Source organism: Lysobacter capsici, from assembly GCF_014779555.2.
GTDB classification, from domain to species: Bacteria; Pseudomonadota; Gammaproteobacteria; order Xanthomonadales; family Xanthomonadaceae; genus Lysobacter; species Lysobacter capsici.
This window is the reverse complement of record NZ_CP094357.1, coordinates 2,533,328-2,551,479: the sequence shown is the minus strand read 5'-3', so window position 1 is coordinate 2,551,479 and position 18,152 is coordinate 2,533,328. Positions and strand designations below refer to the sequence as shown.

At 66.8% G+C, this 18,152-nt stretch carries 13 protein-coding genes and 2 tRNA genes; 7 read left to right on the top strand and 8 right to left on the bottom strand.

Annotated elements, in window-relative coordinates; genetic code table 11:
• Positions 1–320: 320 nt before the first annotated feature.
• The 3 genes from IEQ11_RS10785 to IEQ11_RS10780 all read right to left on the bottom strand — a co-directional run bounded on the left by IEQ11_RS10785 (position 321) and on the right by IEQ11_RS10780 (position 6,651).
• On the bottom strand, positions 321–3,677 hold the full coding sequence (locus IEQ11_RS10785; RefSeq protein WP_191821021.1) for a hybrid sensor histidine kinase/response regulator: 3,357 nt from the start codon (positions 3,675–3,677) through the stop codon (positions 321–323).
• 338 nt (positions 3,678–4,015) lie between these two features.
• A complete protein-coding gene (locus tag IEQ11_RS25890) occupies positions 4,016–4,150 on the bottom strand; it encodes a hypothetical protein (RefSeq protein ID WP_281439937.1) in 135 nt (44 codons plus the stop codon).
• Positions 4,151–4,407: 257 nt separating this feature from the next.
• On the bottom strand, positions 4,408–6,651 hold the full coding sequence (locus IEQ11_RS10780) for a TonB-dependent receptor (RefSeq protein WP_247024795.1): 2,244 nt from the start codon (positions 6,649–6,651) through the stop codon (positions 4,408–4,410).
• 348 nt (positions 6,652–6,999) lie between these two features.
• On the opposite strand from IEQ11_RS10780, the gene IEQ11_RS10775 reads away from it, so the two are divergent.
• From IEQ11_RS10775 to IEQ11_RS10745, 7 genes are all read left to right on the top strand, one after another.
• Complete coding sequence (locus IEQ11_RS10775) at positions 7,000–8,397, top strand: GntP family permease (protein WP_036103070.1); 1,398 nt, start codon at positions 7,000–7,002, stop codon at positions 8,395–8,397.
• 248 nt (positions 8,398–8,645) lie between these two features.
• A complete protein-coding gene (locus IEQ11_RS10770) occupies positions 8,646–9,560 on the top strand; it encodes an STM4015 family protein (protein WP_191821019.1) in 915 nt (304 codons plus the stop codon).
• Between the two features lie 24 nt (positions 9,561–9,584).
• Positions 9,585–10,700, top strand: coding sequence for an STM4014 family protein (locus IEQ11_RS10765; protein ID WP_191821069.1), 1,116 nt, complete (start codon positions 9,585–9,587; stop codon positions 10,698–10,700).
• Positions 10,693–11,514 (top strand): STM4013/SEN3800 family hydrolase, encoded by an 822-nt coding sequence (locus IEQ11_RS10760; protein ID WP_228464454.1) that lies wholly within the window; start codon positions 10,693–10,695, stop codon positions 11,512–11,514. The genes IEQ11_RS10765 and IEQ11_RS10760 overlap by 8 nt, the downstream gene beginning before the upstream one ends.
• Before the next feature lie 11 nt (positions 11,515–11,525).
• Positions 11,526–12,932, top strand: coding sequence for an STM4012 family radical SAM protein (locus IEQ11_RS10755; RefSeq protein WP_191821018.1), 1,407 nt, complete (start codon positions 11,526–11,528; stop codon positions 12,930–12,932).
• A gap of 2 nt (positions 12,933–12,934) precedes the next feature.
• Entirely contained in the window at positions 12,935–13,837 is a 903-nt protein-coding gene (locus IEQ11_RS10750; RefSeq protein ID WP_191821017.1) for an STM4011 family radical SAM protein, read from the top strand.
• Positions 13,838–14,052: 215 nt separating this feature from the next.
• Positions 14,053–14,769, top strand: coding sequence for a hypothetical protein (locus IEQ11_RS10745; protein WP_191821016.1), 717 nt, complete (start codon positions 14,053–14,055; stop codon positions 14,767–14,769).
• 129 nt (positions 14,770–14,898) lie between these two features.
• On the opposite strand, the gene IEQ11_RS10740 is transcribed toward IEQ11_RS10745, so the two are convergent.
• The 5 genes from IEQ11_RS10740 to ppsR form a co-directional block, all read right to left on the bottom strand.
• On the bottom strand, positions 14,899–15,918 hold the full coding sequence (locus IEQ11_RS10740) for an alpha/beta hydrolase (RefSeq protein WP_247024793.1): 1,020 nt from the start codon (positions 15,916–15,918) through the stop codon (positions 14,899–14,901).
• 217 nt (positions 15,919–16,135) lie between these two features.
• Positions 16,136–16,211, bottom strand: a tRNA-Glu gene (locus tag IEQ11_RS10735).
• Between the two features lie 56 nt (positions 16,212–16,267).
• Positions 16,268–16,343 (bottom strand) — tRNA-Ala (locus tag IEQ11_RS10730).
• A gap of 45 nt (positions 16,344–16,388) precedes the next feature.
• Positions 16,389–16,940, bottom strand: a complete 552-nt coding sequence (locus tag IEQ11_RS10725) for a DUF1249 domain-containing protein (protein ID WP_046656460.1) — start codon at positions 16,938–16,940, stop codon at positions 16,389–16,391.
• Between the two features lie 360 nt (positions 16,941–17,300).
• Positions 17,301–18,122, bottom strand: coding sequence for a posphoenolpyruvate synthetase regulatory kinase/phosphorylase PpsR (ppsR, locus tag IEQ11_RS10720; RefSeq protein ID WP_046656459.1), 822 nt, complete (start codon positions 18,120–18,122; stop codon positions 17,301–17,303).
• Positions 18,123–18,152 lie beyond the last annotated feature (30 nt).

The following is an 18,152-nucleotide window of genomic DNA, read 5'->3' as shown; positions in this document are numbered from 1 at the left end:
GCGCCCTCGCCTGCCAATCAGCGCGCCATCCGTCAAGTACCGCGACGGGGCCATCCCGGCCGAGGTTGTCCACACAGCCTGTGGACAAACCTGCGGACAGAACCCGGTGCGGCCCCGGAATACGTTGCTGCACAAGCATTGCAAGAGGGTTGGCTAAAAAATGACCACGCCCATCGCCTGACTTCCACAACACGATGAACGGTCGGACGCTGCCGCCCCGGCGCCGGTCCGGGCGCATCAACGCTGGTTCGCGGCCGAACCGGACACACGCGCCGGCGCGGGCCGCATCCATCGCGCCGACGACGCGGGCGATGTCGCCGTCAGCGCTCCATCCCGCCGGCCGCCAGCAACCGATCCAGCACCGACTTCAGCGCCAGCGGCTTGACCGGCTTGGTCAACAACGACAAGCCCGCCGCATGCACCGCCTGACGCACGCCGGCGCCGCCGTCGGCGCTCAACAGCAAGGTCGGGCGCGCGCCGAACTCCGCGCTCAGGCGCTGCGCCAACGCCAGCCCGGTGTCGTCGTGATCGAGATGGAAATCGAACAGCCACAAGCCGGCGGCATGTTCGCGCATCGCCCGGCGCGCGCCTTCGGCATCGGCCGCGGTGACCACCTCGCAGCCCCAGCGCCGCAGCACTTCCGACAAGGCCGACAAGGCCTGCGGATCGTTATCGACCGCGAGCACCTGCATGCCGCGCAGGCCGAACGCGAGCGCGCCCGGCGCGGCGCCATGCGCGGCCGAGCTCGCATGCATCGGCGTCGGCGTCGGCGTGCGCGGCAAGCGCACCGCGAACGCGGTGCCGTGGCCGAGACGGCTGTGCAGGGTCAGCGGCGCATGCAGCAGATCGGCGATGCGGTCGGCGATCGACAGCCCCAGCCCGAGGCCCTGCCCCGGCGCGTTTTCGCCGCGGCGGAACTCTTCGAACATCACCCGCTGCATCGCCGGTTCGATGCCCGGGCCGCTGTCGTGCACTTCGATCGACAAGCCGCCCTCGCGCCGGCGCACGCCGAGCAGCACCCGGCCGCTGGCGGTGTAACGCACCGCGTTGGCGAGGAAATTCTGCAATACGCGGCGCAGCAACTGCGGGTCGCTGCAAGTCCACGCACGCGAAGCGACATAGCGAAAGCGCAGCCCGCGCGCGGCGGCGATCGCGCCGAATTCCGAGGCCAGCGGTTCCAGCACTTCGGCCAGCGGAAATTCGCGCGGTTGCGGCACCAGGCCGCCGGCCTGCAGGCGCGACATGTCCAGCAGGCCGTTGAGCAGATCGCCGGTGGATTCCAGCGCGCCGGCGATCTGGGTCGCGGTCTCGCGCTGAGTCGGCTGATCGAGTTGCTGCGCCAGCGCGTCGGTGAACAATTGCGCGGCGTGCAGCGGCTGCATCAGATCGTGACCGACCGCGGCGAGAAAGCGGCTCTTGGCCTCGTTGGCGCGCTCGGCCTCGCGCGTGGCCACCTGCAGATCGGCGGTGCGTTCGACCACGCGCTGCTCCAGGGTTTCGTTGGCCTGGATCAACCCGGCCTCGGCGCGGCGGAACGCGGTGACATCAGTGAAGGTCGCGACGAAACCGCCGCCGGGCATCGGGTTGCCGCGGATTTCGATGATGCTGCCGTCGGCGAACACGCGCTCGGACAGATGCGGGGTGCCGGCGCGCATGAACGCCAGACGCCGCTGCAAGGCGCGTTCGAGATCCTCGACCGGCGGCAGACGCTGCATCGCCCAGCGCGCGAGATCGGCGATCGGTCGGCCCACCTGCAACAACTCGGGCGGATAGCCGAACAGTTCGGCGTAGCGGCGATTCCACGCGACCAGGCGCAATTGCGCGTCGACCACGCTGATGCCCTGGCTCATGTTCTGCAACGCCGCTTCCAGCACGCGCTGGTTGAAGCGCAGGTCGGCCGAGGCTTCGCCGACGATCGCCGCGACCGTGTCCAGATCGCGCCCGGCCTCGCGACGCGCCGCGTCCAGCAGTACCCGCGCCGAGGACGAGCCCAGCACCGCGGCGAGTTCGCGTTCGAGTTCGGCCTCGATCGCCGCGGCGACCGGATGCCCGGCCGGCGCGTCGTGCAGCAACTGGGCGACGCGTTCGCGCGGCAAAAAGCGCAGGCCGGCGTCGCGCAGCGTCTGCGCATCCAGCCCGCGCCGCGCGCTGCGCGGCAGTTCGCGCCGCCACATCGCCGCGAGCACGGTCGCCAACGCGCCGAGAAACAGGCTGGCGCCGACCGCGCGGCCGAGCCGGCTCCAGCCGGTCAGGCCGAACAGGCTTTCCGGCGCGAGCCACGACCACCCGAGCGGCCCCTCAAACAACCAGGCCGGCGACAAGCCGCGCGCTTCGTACAACATCGGCAGCAGCAACACCCAGGCCCAGGCGGCGAAGCCCGCGGCGATACCGACGATCGCCGCGCGCGGCGGCGTCTGCGGCCGCCACACCGCGAACGCCAGCGCCGGCGCCAAGGTCGCCAAGGCCGAGAACGACACCGCGCCGACATCGGCCAGCGCTTCGCTGCCGGCGATCAGGCGGCTGTAGCCCCACGCGAGCAGCATGATCGCGACGATGCCGCCGCGGCGCAGCGCCAGCACCCGTCCGCGCAGGTCGCGATTGCGCGCCCACGAACCGCGCAGCAGATTCGGCGCGAACCAGTGGTTACCGATCATCAGGCTCAAGGTCAGGGTGCTGACCACGACCATGCCGGTGGCCGCGCTGAGGCCGCCGAGAAACGCGAACAAGGCCAGACCCTCGTGCCCTTGCGACAGCGGCAATGCGAGCACGTACAGATCCGACGGCACCTGCGCGCCGAGCAGCGACTGGCCGACCTTGGCCAACGGCAGCACCGGCAAAGCGATCAACAACAAATACAGAGGGAACTGCCAGCGCGCGGTGCGCACGTCGTCTTCGTCGCGGCATTCGACCACGGCGACATGGAACTGATGCGGCAGGATGAACATCGCCAGCCCGCCGAGCAGCACCAGCGGCGCGAACCCGCCGGCCGGTGGTGTCGGCGCGGCCTGGATCGCGGCCTTGGGCAGATCGTCGAGGCCGAACCAGACGAACGCGCCGAGCGCGAGCATCGCGGCGAGCTTGAACACCGACTCGAACGCCATCGCCAGCACCAGCCCGCGATTGTGCTCGGCCGCGCTGGCCCGGCGGGTGCCGAACAGCATCGCGAACAAGGCCATCGCCAGCGCCACGTACAGCGCGCTGTCGCGCCACGCCGGCGAGGCGACGCCGTCGGTGGCCTGGGTGGTGAGCATCGCGAAGCTCATCGCCACCGCTTTCAATTGCAGCGCGATGTAGGGAATCAGACCGAGCGCGGCGACCAGGGTGACGATCGCCGCCAGCCACGCGTCCTTGCCCAGGCGCGTGGCGATCAGGTCGGCGAGCGAGGTCGCATTGGTCTCGCGCGCCAGCTTGACCAGCTTGACCATGAAGCTCAGCGCGAGCGCGTAGAACAGGATCGAGCCGAGGAAGGTCGGCGGCAGCGGCCAGCCGTAGCGCGCGGCCTGGGTGACGGTGCCGTAGAAGGTCCACGAGGTGCAATGCACCGCGAGCGACAGCGCGTAGATATGCCGCCAGTGTTTGGCCAGCACCGCCGGCCGGCGCTCGGCGAACAACGCCGTGCCGAACATCAGCGCCAGCCAGGCCAGGCTGGCCAGGGCGACGGTGGTGAGGCTCAGCATGGCGGGGGGCGGAGGCGCATCGGCGGAGGATAGCGCGGGGAGTGGCCTTGGGTGCTGCGTCGGTGCTGTGGGTTTGGGTTTGGGTGCTGATGCGGGAGGAGATTACGTAGTGGCTTGAGCGGAAAGCGAATCCCCCCTGCCCCCCTTTTCCAAAGGGGGGGGAAAGCACGGGCTGAGCTAGGACACCAGGCATTGCAATCGCCGTTGGCGTTGCCCTGGCCTTGTCGTTGTCGTTGTCGTTGTCGTTGCCCTTGCCCTTGCCCTTGCCGTTGCCGTTGCCGTTGCCGTTGCCCTTGCCCTTGCCGTTGCCGTTGCCGTTGCCGTTGCCGTTGTCGTTGTTATTGCATCGCTATTGCTGCTGCTATTGCTGCTGCTATTGCTTCTGCTATTGCCGTTGCTGCTGTTGTTGCTGTTGCTGTTGCTATTTCTATCTCTATTGCCGTTGTTATTGCTGTCGTTATTTCTGTTGCCATCGCAACGAAACACCACGCCCCACCGAACCCACCTACCGGGTTCCCCCCTTTGGAAAAGGGGGGCCAGGGGGGATTCGCTTTTGCTGTCGCTTTTGCTGTCGCTTTTGCTGTCGCTTTTGCTGTCGCTTTTGCTCTTGCTGTCACCCCGCAACCAACACCCCACCCAAAAAGCAAAACCCCCGCTCTTCCAAGCGGAGGTTCGCCCAAGCCGATGATCGTCACCCCACGACCGCGAACACCGCGGCCGCCTCAGCCGATCAGAAGTCGTACTTCATGGACAAGGAATACTGCCGCGGCGCCCCATAGAACCCGGTGTAAACGCCCAGCGCCGAGTTCAAGCTGTACCCCGTGGTCCGATACTCCTTGTCGGCCAGATTGCTGCCCTGCAAGGACAGGCTCCACGGCCCCTTGCTCTTCCAGGTCACGCCGGCATTGATCAGGCCGTAACCGTCCTGAGTGATCGGCAAGGCGCCGGTGCGCACGATCTCGGTGGTGGCGATCACGTCGCTCTGGTAGCTGTAGCCCACCCGCGCCGACAGGTTGCTGCCGTCGGACAGATCGGTGCGGTACTCCACGTTCAAGGCGCCGGAGAACTCGGGCGCGTTGGTGAATTCCTGCTCGTTGGCGATGTTGACGCCGGCGTACAGGAACTCGTCGTACTTGGCGTCGAGCCAGGCGAGGTTGCCCGAGATCAGCCAATGCTCGTTCGGCAGCCACTGGTACTCGACTTCCAGGCCCTGCACGGTGCCGGAACCGGCGTTGGTGAAATCGCCGAAGAACGCGTCGTTGGTGCCGTCGCCGTTGCTGTCGTAGGAGGTGAACACCGACAGCTGGATGTCCTTGTACTTGTTGTGGAAGTACGACAGGTTCAGGAACAGGCGCTGGTCGAAGAACGCCATCTTGCTGCCGACTTCGTAGCTGTCGACGACCTCGTCGTCGAACGGCTCGGCCGAACGCGGCACCGCCGTGGCCTGGGCGCGGATGTTGTAACCGCCGGACTTGAAGCCGCGCGTGGCCAGGCCGTACAGCAGGATGTCGGGCGCGATCTGGTAATCCAGCGAGACCTTCGGCGAGGTGTTCTTGAAGTTGATCTTGCGGTCGAAGTTGGCCGCGACCGCGCCGTTGGGAATGGTGAAGCTGGCGTCGCGATAACCACGGTTGAGCACCTTGGCGCGCTTGTCCTCGTCGGTGTAGCGCGCGCCGACGTCGAGCTTGAGCTTGTCGGTCAGATCGAACGTCCAGTCGGCGTAGGCGGCGATGGATTCGGTATAGACCGTGCCCTGGGTGTCGCCGAAGCTGAGGTTGAAGAAGTTGTTGAGCACCTGCCCGCCGGCTTCGCCGTCGAAGGCGTAGATGCCCATCACGCCGCGGGCGCGGCCGCCGCCATCAAAGTTCGCCTGCAGTTCGTGGCTGACCTGCTGATCGCTGTAGAACGCCTTCACGTCGGCGATCTTGTTCTGCAGGGTGTCGAAGTCGATGTTGGTCTCGGTATCGGACTCGCGCTTGGCCAGCACGTACTTGAAGCTCCAGTCCTCGCTGGCGCGCCAGTTGACCGTCGCCGAGGCGCCCTTGATCGTGGTGTCGTTGATGTTGGGCATGCCGCTGCGGATGTCGTAGCGCGAATCCAGCGGCGCGGTGCCCGGGGCGAAGCGGTTGGGCGCGAGCATCCTGGCGCCGCGCACGCCGGACTGGTCGTCCATCCAGTCGAACGCGAATTGAATGTCGAGCGCGTCGCTGACGTAGGCGCCGAGGTTGCCGCGCAACGCCAGCACTTCCTTGTCGCTGACCTCCTGCTTGGTGACCACGTTCTCGCCGAAGCCGTCGCGGTTGAGGCTGGCGACCGAGATGCGGCCGCGCAAGGTGGCGTCGCCGCCCTGGGTGCTGCCGCCGATCGGGCCGGCGACCGCGGCTTTGACGTCCAGCTGACCGTAGTTGCCGACCGTGACCGAGGCGAAGCCGTCGAGCGAGGTCGGCAGGCCGCGCGAGATGTACTTGATCGCGCCGCCGATGGTGTTCTTGCCGTACAAGGTGCCCTGCGGGCCGCGTAGCACTTCGATGCGCTCCACGTCGAACACGTCGAGCAATGCGCCCTGCGGTCGGGCGATGTAGACATCGTCCATGTAGATGCCCACGCCCGGGTCCACGCCCCACAGCGGATCGGACTGGCCGACGCCGCGGATGTAGGCGGTGATGGTGCTGCTCGATCCGCGCGCGGCGTAGATCGTCAGATTCGGCACCTGCGCGTCGAGATCGCTGAGGTCCTCGATGTTCATCCGGTCCAGCGACTCGGCCGTGAACGCGGTGATCGCGACCGGCACTTCCTGCAGGGTTTCCTCGCGTTTGCGCGCGGTCACCGTGACCCCGCCGAGGGTCTTGGCCTGCGCCGGCTCCGGCGCGGCGTCCTGCGCCCAAGCGGCCGGCGCCAGCAAGGCCGCGGCGATGGCCAGGCACAAGCCCTGACGCTGGATCTGCTTGCGCGCTTTCACCTTACATGTACTCACGTATGTCCTCTCCCCTAACCCAAATGGCGCCAAGCGCGGCCTGAAGCCTGCGCGCGAGCGGTTGCATCGCCGCCACCGCCGTCGTTGTCGCGTGCATCGCCTTGCGATACAAGCCGCGGTGTTCGCGCCTGACACGCGATCGGCGGCCCGCATCCGTGCGCGGCGTCCATGCCGGTCCTGCAACGACGTCGGTGGAGGCGAGCTCCCCCGTTACCGGGCAAAGCCTAGGAGCCCGCCGCCGCCACCGGCAGCTGTACCTTCGGACAATGCCCCGCCCGGCCGCGCATGCCGACACTGCGCGCAGCGTCGGGCACCGCAGCCCGCGCTGTCCGCTGGGGAATCGAATCGATGGCGTTTTTGATCGTGCTGGCCGCTCTGTGCTTCCTGATGTACGTCGCCTACCGCGGCCACAGCGTGATCCTGTTCGCCCCGGTGGCCGCGCTCGGCGCGGTGCTGCTGACCGACCCGACCCTGGTCGCGCCGATGTTCACCGGCCTGTTCATGGACAAGATGGTCGGCTTCCTCAAGCTGTATTTCCCGGTGTTCCTGCTCGGCGCGATCTTCGGCAAGCTGATCGAACTGTCCGGCTTCTCCAAGTCGATCGTGGCCGCGACCATCCGCCTGCTCGGCCGCGAACGCGCGATGCTGTCGATCGTCGCGGTCTGCGCGCTGCTGACCTACGGCGGGGTGTCGCTGTTCGTGGTGGTGTTCGCGGTGTATCCGTTCGCCGCCGAGCTGTTCCGCCAGAGCGACATCCCCAAGCGCCTGATCCCCGGCACCATCGCCCTGGGCGCATTCACCTTCACCATGGACGCGCTGCCGGGCACGCCGCAGATCCAGAACATCATCCCGACCTCGTTCTTCGGCACCGACACCTGGGCCGCGCCGTGGCTGGGCGTGATCGGCGGCGTGTTCATCCTGATCGTCGGCCTGTCGTACTTGAACTGGCGGCGGCGCGCGGCGCTCAAGGCCGGCGAAGGCTACGGCGAGAATCTGCTCAACGAACCGGCGCCGTTCGAAGGCGGCAAGCTCGCCCATCCCTTGCTGGCGATCCTGCCGCTGGTGCTGGTCGGCGTGGCCAACAAATGCTTCAGCGTGTGGCTGCCGCAGGCCTACGGCAAACAGCACAGCTTCGATCCGGCGGTGATCGGCGACGCCGCGCCGGTGGTGCAGGACGTGTCCAAGATAGCCGCGATCTGGGCGGTCGAGGGCGCCTTGCTGATCGGTATCGCCGCGGTGATCGTGTTCGCCTGGAAACCGGTCATGACCCGCTTCGCCGAAGGCAGCAAGGCGGCGATCGGCGGCGCGCTGCTGGCGGCGATGAACACTGCCAGCGAGTACGGTTTCGGCGCGGTGATCGCGGCGCTGCCGGGGTTCCTGGTGGTCGCCAACGCGCTCGGCGCGATTCCCAACCCGCTGGTCAACGAAGCGGTCACGGTGACCGCGCTGGCCGGCATCACCGGTTCGGCCTCCGGCGGCATGAGCATCGCCCTGGCGGCGATGGCCGACACCTTCATCGCCAACGCCAACGCCGCCGGCATCCCGATGGAAGTGCTGCACCGCGTCGCCGCGATGGCGTCGGGCGGCATGGACACCCTGCCGCACAACGGCGCGGTGATCACCTTGCTGGCGGTGACCGGGCTGAGCCATCGCCAGGCCTACAAGGACGTGTTCGCGATCACCCTGATCAAGACCGCGGCGGTGTTCGTGGTGATCGGCGTGTTCTACGCGACCGGGTTGGTCTGACCGGCTGCCGCGTAGCCGTCCGGGTTTGTGCTGTTGGGGTTTGAGCCCCGACGCTGTTCAATCAGATGCTGCTTAGCCCGCGGCGATCTGAGAGAGCGGCGTCGGGGCTCAAGCCCCACCTACGAAAAACTTTGCGCTTTGCGCCTGCCGGAGAAAAATCCCGCGGCCGCATCGGCCCGCGCTTACGCCCGACACCCGACCTTGGTTATGCTGGCGCCTTCTTCGGCAGTTCAGGCAAGGAGCCCTACGTGACCATCGGCGAATACTCGCAGATCTTCCGCGGCAAACGCGTCGTCAACTTCAGCATGGGCGACAAGCCCGCCGGCGGCGATGTGGTGTATCGCCTCACCCAGGATTACGACAGCGCCGAAAGCCAGCGCGACTTGCTCGACAGTTTCCTGGCCCAGGTCGATCCGTCCACCCTGGAAGCGCTGATCATCGGCGCGTGGAGCGAAGCGCAGGAGCAAAGCCCGCAGGGCTATCTCGACGCGCTGATCGAATACCGCGACAAACTGCCCGCGCTCAAGGCGCTGTTCGTCGGCGACATGACCTATGAGGACTGCGAGATCTCCTGGATCATCCAGACCTCGTACAACCCGCTGCTGGCCGCGTTCCCGCAACTGCAGTCGCTGCGCATCCGCGGCTCGAGCGACCTGGAGCTGCAGGCGTTCCAGCACGACGCGCTGGAAGAATTGGCGATCGAATGCGGCGGCCTGCCCAAGACGATCGTCGAGGCCATCGCGGCCTCGACCCTGCCGGCGCTGAATCATCTGGAACTGTGGCTGGGCAGCGACAACTACGGTTTCGACGGCGGCCTTGAGACCTACCAGCGTCTGCTCGCGCAGATCGGCCCCGAGCGCCTGCGTTACCTGGGTCTGCGCGACTCGGAAATCAGCGACGAACTGGCGGTGTGGCTGGCCCAACAACCCTGGCTGGGAAGCCTGCGCACGCTCGACCTGTCGCTGGGCACCATCGGCGACATCGGCGCGCAGGCGCTGGCCGAAAGCCCGAACCTGGGCACGATCGAGCGCATCGATCTGAGCCATCACTACATCTCGCCGGCATGGCAGCAGCAGCTGCTGGCCCTGCCCTGCGCGGTGGTGCTCGACGACCCCGAAGAACCCGACGACGACGGCGACCGCTACGTGGCGGTTTCCGAGTAGTTCATGCCCGCCACGCCCTGGCTGCTGATCGGTCCGCGCGGCAGCCGCCGGATCGACGGCCTGCAGCAGGCGTTGCGCGCGCGTGGCCTGGCCGACGCGCAGGTCGTCGACTACGCGAGCTTGCTCGACGAACCGGCGCGCGCGCTCGAGGCGATCGCGCGCGCACCGCAAGCGCTGGTCAAGATCGAATCGCCGGGCGAAGCCCCGGCCCTGCACGCCGCGCTGATCGAGCGCGGCTGGCGTCGGCTCGGCGAACCCGGGCCGAGGCCGCATGAACTCGAACACGGCGAGCTGGCCCATCAGCACTATTGGTATGCCGGTTTTTCCGAACTGCTGCAACGGCTGCCGGCCGATGCGCACTACCTCAATCCGCCCGACGACATCGCCGGCATGAGCGACAAACTCGCCTGCCAGCAGCGCTTTCAGGCTCATTCCGTCGCGATCCCACCGCTGTTCGGCGCGATCGACGGCTACGACGACTTGCGCGAACGTCTGCGCGAACACGCCTGCAGCCAGGTCTTCATCAAGGCGCGTTACGGCTCCTCGGGCGCGGGCGTGCTGGCCTACCGGCGCAATCGACAAGGCCGCGAGGCGCTGTACGGCTCGGCCGAACCGGTCGAACAGGCCGGTCGCCTGCGCGTATTCAATTCGCTGCGTCCGCGCCGCTGCAACGACAGCAGGCAGATCGCCGCGTTGATCGACGCGGTGGCCGCGCAAGGCGCCTACCTCGAACGCTGGATCGCCAAACCGCGCGCACCCGACGCGGCCGGCGGTCATTACGACCTGCGCGTGATCGCGCTCGACGGCCAAGCGCGCCAGCGCATCGCACGCGCCAGCCGCAGCCCCTTGACCAATCTGCACCTGGGCAACCGCCGCTTCGCGCCCGAGCAATGGCTCGACCACGAGGCCATGCACACCCTGGAAACCGCGACCGAACACGCCGCGCAGGCGTTCGCGCGCAGCCGCATGATCGGCTTCGACCTGATCGTGCGCGACGGCCGCAGTTGGGTGCTGGAAGCCAACGCCTTCGGCGATCTGCTGCTCAACCTGCACTGGCAAGGCCGCACGCCTTACCAGGATCAAGCCCAGTTGCAGACGCGGCCCAGTCCGCAACCCGCGCTGGAGTTCGCCCATGTCTGAGCACGATCATCCAGACATGCGCGGCATCGTCGGCGATCACGACCTGTTGCTGATCACCCTCGACACCCTGCGTTTCGATGCCGCCCAGCGTTGCTTCGAACGCGGCGAGTTGCCGGTGCTGAGCGCGTATCTTCCGGCCAGCGGCTGGGAACGCCGGCATACGCCGGGCAGCTTCACCTATGCCGCGCACGCCGCGTTCTTCGCCGGTTTCCTGCCCACGCCGGCGCGACCGGGTCCGCATCCGCGGTTGTTCGCGCTCGACTTCGAAGGCAGCGAAACCACCGCGCCGGGCACCTATGTGTTCCGCGATCGCGCCGACATCGTCTCGGGCCTGCGCGACGCGGGTTATCACACCATCTGCATCGGCGGGGTCGGCTTCTTCAACAAGCGCAACCCGCTGGGTTCGCAATTCCCGAATCTGTTCGACGAAAGCCATTGGCAGCCGGAGTTCGGCGTCACCGCGGCGGACTCGACCCAACGCCAGGTCGCGCTCGCCTGCGAACGGCTGCGCAGCGCCGAACTGCGCGAGCGGCGAAGTTTCGTTTTCATCAACGTCTCGGCCCTGCACCAGCCCAATCGGCATTACCTGGCCGGCGCCGACCACGACAGCCTTGACAGCCATTGCGCCGCATTGCGTTACGTCGACGCCGCGCTCGCGCCGCTGTTCGCCGCCTTGCGCGGACGCGGCCGCGCCTTCGCGATCGTCTGCTCCGACCACGGCACCGCCTACGGCGAGGACGGCTACCACGGCCACCGCCTGGCGCATGATGTCGTGATGACCGTGCCGTACGCGCACTTCCTGATTTCACCGTGAGCGCCGCCCCGATGAACACCGCTGTCTCCGCGAGCGCCGTAGCCAGTCACGCGAGCGATCCCACGCCGCGACTGGCCGACCTGCTGCGCCTGCCGCCGTATCAGGCGTATTCGTATTCCTACCCGCACAAGACCGCCTACCGGCCGATCGAACCGCCGCGGCCGCTGTCGCAGCTGTGGGCCGGCGAACGCCGCGACGCCTTGTTCCTGTACCTGCACGTGCCGTTTTGTTCGTACCGCTGCGGCTTCTGCAATCTGTTCGCGCTGGCGCGACCCGACCCGGCCAAGGTCGAACGCTATCTGCAGCAGATGGAACATCAATTGCGCGCGACCGCCGCGGCATTGGGCGAACACCGCTTCGTGCGCTTCGCCCTGGGCGGCGGCACCCCGACGTATCTGGACGCCGAGCAACTGCGCCAAGTGTTCGCGATGGTCGAACGCCACGCCAACATCGACCTGCGCGCCACCCCGGCCGGGATCGAGGTGTCGCCGGAAACCGTCGATGCCGAAAAACTGCGCGTATGCCGCGACGCCGGAATCGACCGGGTCAGCATGGGCATCCAGAGTTTCAGCGAAGCCGAGGTGCGCGCGCTGGTGCGGCCGCAGCAACGCGAGGTGGTCGAAAGCGCGATCGGCGCTATCCGCGAAGCCGGCTTCCCCACGCTCAATCTCGACCTGATCTACGGCATCGCCGGGCAGACCGTCGCCAGTTTCCTGGCTTCGATCGACAGCGCGCTGAGCCATGCGCCCGAAGAGTTGTACCTGTATCCGCTGTACGTGCGGCCGCTGACCGGGCTGGGCCGGATCGAGGCCAAGAACGGTGGAAAAACCGGCTTCGTGCTGCAACCCGAACCGCTCGACGAACGCCTCGCGTTGTACCAGGCCGGACGCGACCGCCTGCTGCAGGCCGGCTACACCCAGGTGTCGATGCGCATGTTCCGCGCGCCGCACGCGCCCGACCTGGCCGCGCCGGTGTACTGCTGCCAGAGCGACGGCATGGTCGGCATCGGCTGCGGCGCGCGCTCGTACACCGGCCGGGTGCACTACTCCAGCGAATACGGCGTGGCCCGGCGCAGCGTCGCCGAGATCCTCGATCACTATCTCGCCCGCGACGAAGCCTCGTTCGCCTGCGCCGATTACGGCATCGAACTCGACGCCGACGAACAGCGCCGCCGCTACGTGATCCAGTCGCTGCTGATCCGGCCCGGGCTGGAGCACGCCGGCTACCGCGAACGCTTCGGCGCCGACTGCCTCGACGACTTGCCGCAGCTGCGCGACCTGATCGAACTCGGCCTGGCCGACGACGACGGCGCGCTGCTGGCGCTCAACGACGAAGGCCTCGCGCGCGCCGACACCCTCGGCCCGTGGCTGACCTCGGCCGCGATCGCGCAACGCATGCGCGACTACCGGCTGGGCTGAGCATGCATCTGTCCGTGCTCTATCGCGGCCGGCTGAGCAGTTGCAATTACGACTGCGGCTATTGCCCGTTCGCGAAAACCTACGACAGCCGCGCGGCCTTGCGCCGCGACGCCGCCGACCTGGCGCGTTTCGTCGATTGGACCGCGGCGCAGAGCATGCCGCTGTCGATCCTGTTCACGCCCTGGGGCGAAGGCCTAGTGCGCCGTCACTACCGCGACGCGATCGCGCGCCTGAGCCACCTGCCGCATCTGCGCCGGGTCGCGATCCAGACCAATCTGTGCGTGGGCATGCGCTGGCTCGACGAGGTCGATCGCGACAAGCTCGCGCTGTGGTGCACCTATCACCCCAGCCAGGTCAGCCGCGACGCGTTCGTCGCGCGCTGCCGCGAACTCGACCGGCGCGGCGTGCGTCACAGCGTGGGCATGGTCGCGATGCACGAACACCTCGACGAAATCGAGGCCCTGCGCGCGCAACTGCCCGCCACCACGCCGCTGTGGCTCAACGCTTACGACCAACGGCCGGCGGATTATTACGACGACGCCCAGATCGAACGGCTGCAGGCGATCGACCCGCATTTCCGCTACAACCTCGAGCCCTCCCCGAGCCTCGGCGCGCCTTGCCTCACCGGCGAGAGCGTGATCTCGGTCAACGGCGACGGCGACGTGCGCCGCTGCCATTTCGTCGCCGCGCCGCTGGGCAATCTTTACGACGGCAGCTTCGCCGCGCACCTGCGCGCGCGCGCCTGTCCGAACGCGCGCTGCGACTGTTACATCGGCTACGCGCATCGCAGCGATCTGCCGTTCCAGCGCGACTACGCAGGCGGCGTGCTCGAACGGATTCCGGCGATGCTTGGAGCGGGCGCGATGCCCGGAACGCGTGCTATCGCCACCGTGGGCCCGGCGTGAACCGCCGCCTCGGACTAATCGACTGCACCGCGAATGGTTTCCCGCAACAGCCACGCTCTGCAAAGGATCGCCTCATGCGTCGTCATTGGATTTCGCGCGCATTGAAACACCTGCCCTCGTCCATCGCCCACGGTGACCGGGCGAAATACCCGACCACGGCGGCGGCCCATGCCGCGCCTACGCCACCCACTCTGTCTTCTGCCAAGGAACGCACCATGCTTCGACACTGGACCCGCCCCACCGCCCTCGCGGCCGCGCTGTGCTCGGCCGCGATCGGCCTGAGCGCCGCGCCCGCCTTCGCCGCCCCCGCCGCGACCGCGCTGACGCCCGAACAGGTGGTCGAGCTGTACATCCGCGTCGCGCTGAATCAGGACGTCGCCGCCACCAAGACCCTCAACGAGTACCTCAAGCCCGCCTACAACGGCGAGGACGCGCTCGACGTGCAGGCGGTGACCGATGCGCCGGCCAACCTGGACAAGCAACTCGAGGAAATCGCCACCGGCCTGATGCAGGCGCTGCCCAAGGTCGATCCCAAGCAGGCCAAGGCCGGCCTGATCGCGGCGATGAAGCGCCAGAACCAGGCCACCGGCTCGGCCAAGTGCCGCAGCCTGTCGAGCAGCGAACGCGCTAACGACGTCGCCGAAGGCCAGCGCATCGCCGAAGTCCGCTACGAATGCGTGGTGCCCGCACCCGGCGTCGGATTGCAGGAGCTACTGGCCGACCAGGGCCCGCCGGCTTCGCTCACCACCGAGGTCTTCCTCGCCCAGCTCGACAAGTTCCAGCACTCCTTCGACACGGCCGGCACCCGCACCGTGCAGGGCACGATGGACCTCTACGGCGAAGGCAAGGGCAAGCCGTGGTTCACCGGCAACTTCAGCAGCGTGATCGACGTGGTCAACAACGGCATGCTGACGCAGAAGTCCGGCGAGTGATCGCGCAGGCGCGCACGGCCCGTGGGCCGGCGCGCTTGCACGCATGCGGGCGAGCGGCCAAGGCTCGCCTTATCGAACCGATCGTTTCGGCCGCTGTTCACCGCTGACAGCGCGGCGCCGCGCGCCCGCTCACTTGCGCACCGGCAGCGCCCAACGCACCGCCTCGGCCTCGACGCTGCGATAAATGGTGCCGTGGCGCAGGTCCGGCCGGGGCCGGTAATCCCAGCGCAAACCCTTGGGCGCATGCGCCTTCAGCATATCCGCCAGTTGTTGGGTTTCCGGCGCGATATTGTCCTCGTTGGCCGAATACAGCAGCAGCGCCGACTTGCGCTTGCTGGGCATCGCGTCCAGCCGCGCCGCGGCCGTATGCAGCAGCGCGCGATCGTTCCACCACAGGCTGGGGCTGATCGCCACCCAGGTGTCGAACAGATCCGGCTCAAGCAGAAAAGTCTCGACCACGAACAACCCCGCCAGCGATTCGGCGATCACGCCGCGCCGGCCGTTGACGCGAAACCTGCGTTCGAACTGCGGGATCAGTTCGTCGCGGATAAACGCGCGGAACTGCGCCGCCCCGCCCACCTCCGGCACGATCTTGCGATCCTGGGCGACCTGCGTCGGCCCGGTCATGTCGCGCCCGCGCCGGGTGTTCTCGATCCCGACCACGAACACCGGCTCGATCTGTCCGGCGGCGATCGCCTCATCGACCGTGTTGCTCAGGTGCGGGAAATCCTCCTTCACGCCACCGTCGAGCATGTACAGCACCGCGTACTTGCGCTTGGCCTTGGCATCGAAGCCCGGCGGCGCATAGACGTTGATCCGGCGGGTCTCGCCGAGCGTCTTGGATTCGATGGTGAAGGTTTCGTAGAGCTTGTGCGGCTCGGGCTCGGCGGCGTACGCAGTGCCTGCACAGAGCCATATCGCCACCATCAAGCACGCGGCGCGAAACATCCATTCGATTGAATTCATCGTGTTTCGATCCTTGCTCGCGCGCGGTGGTGGTATCTGCGCAAACGATGCTAGCAAGCGGGTTCGATCCGGACACGCTGCGTCGCAACGATCGCAGGCGACAACGCGGCGAATACGCGCGTTTGCCGAATCGGGCGAAATGGATCTGGCGCTGTACCGCGCGCCGTCGCGAACGCATCGCATTAGTTCGCATCGGTTCGATTCTTGTCGTGGCTGCGCTGATGCAGCCGATGCATCGGATCGCTATCGAGCGATGAGCGATGAAGCATCGCGTTCCGACGAACGATATGCATCCAAACCGTTTCGTGAAGCGCGGAGTGATTTCAGACGCGCAAATGCCGACGCACAAACCAGAAGCGCAAAAAAATCAGGGCCCGGTTTCCCGAGCCCTGATTCTGTTTGGCGTCCCCACGGGGATTCGAACCCCGGTCGCTACCGTGAAAGGGTAATGTCCTAGGCCTCTAGACGATGGGGACAAAACCGATTTGTTCTTGCAGCTAACTCTTTCGAAAACCCTTTCAATTCCGAAGAGTGGTGGAGCCAGCCGGGATCGAACCGGCGACCTCTACAATGCCATTGTAGCGCTCTCCCAGCTGAGCTATGGCCCCACGTGCTGGAAAGACGAACATCTTAGCGGGCGTTCAGCGATGTCGTCAAGCATTCATCGCTAGATTTTTTCCCGCTCCCCCGTCACCGCTTCCCGAAGGATTCGACCCTTCCGGGTCCGGTTGCGAGGGGCCTTGTTCGACCGGGCGCAATGTTGCCATGCCATGACCACGTTCGGCTAGATACTCGAGCCACTTTCCTAAAAAAGTATTCATGCGCATGCGGTGGCCGATCACTTCGGCCGGCGGCGGGTACAGGCCGATCACGTCCTGCCAGCGGCGGCCGACATAGCAATGGGTGGCTTCGACCTGCTCGGTGTCGTGGTACAGGCGCAGGTACGCCGAAGGATCGGGCTCGCCGGTGAGCGGATCGAGCACGGCGTAGGTCAGGCGCAGTTCGGTGGTGTAGCGATGTTGCTCGATCACGTCCAGGCGCAGGTCCAGGCCGTCGCCGATGTCGGACAGGTAGGTGCCGGGCGAGAGTTGGGCCGGCGCGAACAGGCGCGAAAAACGTCCGTGATTCTCCGCGTACAAGCCCATCAGCCAGCCGAAACGGCTGAGCTTGGGCAGACGTGCGAAACGCGATGCGGTATGAGTCATGCAGGCGATCCTACACGCCTGCGGCGGATCGCGGCAGGATTGACGAAATCACGAAAAAGGCCTAATTTATAGGCTCTTTCGCGATGTTCCGAGCAGCCGCTCCGGGCGCTGCTTCGCCAGCCGCCGTTCAGTATTCGCGGCGCCCCGCCCCACCGTTAGATGAACGTGCCGATCTGAGCCGACGCTTGCGCGGTGTGTGTTGATTCGCGGTCGCGGCTCGCGCCGCTCCTACAGTCGCAAGCCAGCCTACGCCGCAAACGTGAAAAAACCCGCTGAAAAGCGGGTTTTTCGTTACTGCGGCCTCGGCCCTTCCCGATTCCCGATTCCCGATTCCCGATTCCCGAATCCCGAATCCCGAAATCAAAACATCTCCCGATGAATCCCCAACGTAGTCAGCACCTTGCTGGCGATCTCCTCGATCGAGGTGTGGGTGGTGCTCAGGGTCGAGATGCGTTCGGCGCGGAACATCATTTCGGCCGCGGCGACCTCGCGCTTGCAGGTGTCGAACTGGGCGTAGCGCGAGTTGGGGCGGCGTTCCTGGCGGATCTGCTGCAGCCGGACCGGGTCGATGGTCAGGCCGAACAGCTTGTTGCGGTACGGCCGCAGCCGCGGCGGCAGGCGGTCGTGCTCGAGGTCTTCCTCGGTCAGCGGGTAGTTGGCCGCGCGGACCCCGTAATGCAGGGCCAGGTAGACGCAGGTCGGGGTCTTGCCGGCGCGCGACACCGCGACCAGGATCAGGTCGGCCTCGTTGTAGTCCACGCTCTGACCGTCGTCGTGGGTCAGGGCGAAGTTCATCGCGTTGATGCGGCGGTGATACGTGTCGAAATCGGCGATGCCGTGGGCCTGGCCGATCCGGCGCTGGCGCAGTTCCTGAAATTCGCGCTCCAGCGGCTCGATGAACGGCGCGAATACGTCCAGCATCAGCGCCCCGCTCTCGGCCAGGGCCGCGCCGACGTCGCCGTCCATGCACGAATTGATCACCACCGGGCGTACACCGTAGGACACGGCGGCCTCGCGGATCTTGGCCGCGACCTCCTGCGCCCGCTCGACGCTGTCGACGAACGATATGCGATCGGTCACGAAACGGGTTTCGGTGAACTGGGTGAGCAAGCTGTGGCCGATCGTCTCGGCGGTGATGCCGGTGCCGTCGGAAACGTAGAAAACCGGTCGGGTCCCTGCCATCGATAACCTCGTCAGAAAGCTGCACCAATA

What these genes read in the sequence shown, in the direction of transcription:
- IEQ11_RS10785 (WP_191821021.1), bottom strand. Translation starts at nt 3,677, where the DNA reads ATGCTGAGCCTCACCACCGTCGCCCTGGCCAGCCTGGCCTGGCTGGCG.
- IEQ11_RS25890 (WP_281439937.1), bottom strand. Translation starts at nt 4,150, where the DNA reads ATGGCAACAGAAATAACGACAGCAATAACAACGGCAATAGAGATAGAA.
- IEQ11_RS10775 (WP_036103070.1), top strand. Translation starts at nt 7,000, where the DNA reads ATGGCGTTTTTGATCGTGCTGGCCGCTCTGTGCTTCCTGATGTACGTC.
- IEQ11_RS10760 (WP_228464454.1), top strand. Translation starts at nt 10,693, where the DNA reads ATGTCTGAGCACGATCATCCAGACATGCGCGGCATCGTCGGCGATCAC.
- IEQ11_RS10755 (WP_191821018.1), top strand. Translation starts at nt 11,526, where the DNA reads ATGAACACCGCTGTCTCCGCGAGCGCCGTAGCCAGTCACGCGAGCGAT.
- IEQ11_RS10750 (WP_191821017.1), top strand. Translation starts at nt 12,935, where the DNA reads ATGCATCTGTCCGTGCTCTATCGCGGCCGGCTGAGCAGTTGCAATTAC.
- IEQ11_RS10745 (WP_191821016.1), top strand. Translation starts at nt 14,053, where the DNA reads ATGCTTCGACACTGGACCCGCCCCACCGCCCTCGCGGCCGCGCTGTGC.
- IEQ11_RS10740 (WP_247024793.1), bottom strand. Translation starts at nt 15,918, where the DNA reads ATGCGATGCGTTCGCGACGGCGCGCGGTACAGCGCCAGATCCATTTCG.
- IEQ11_RS10725 (WP_046656460.1), bottom strand. Translation starts at nt 16,940, where the DNA reads ATGACTCATACCGCATCGCGTTTCGCACGTCTGCCCAAGCTCAGCCGT.
- ppsR (WP_046656459.1), bottom strand. Translation starts at nt 18,122, where the DNA reads ATGGCAGGGACCCGACCGGTTTTCTACGTTTCCGACGGCACCGGCATC.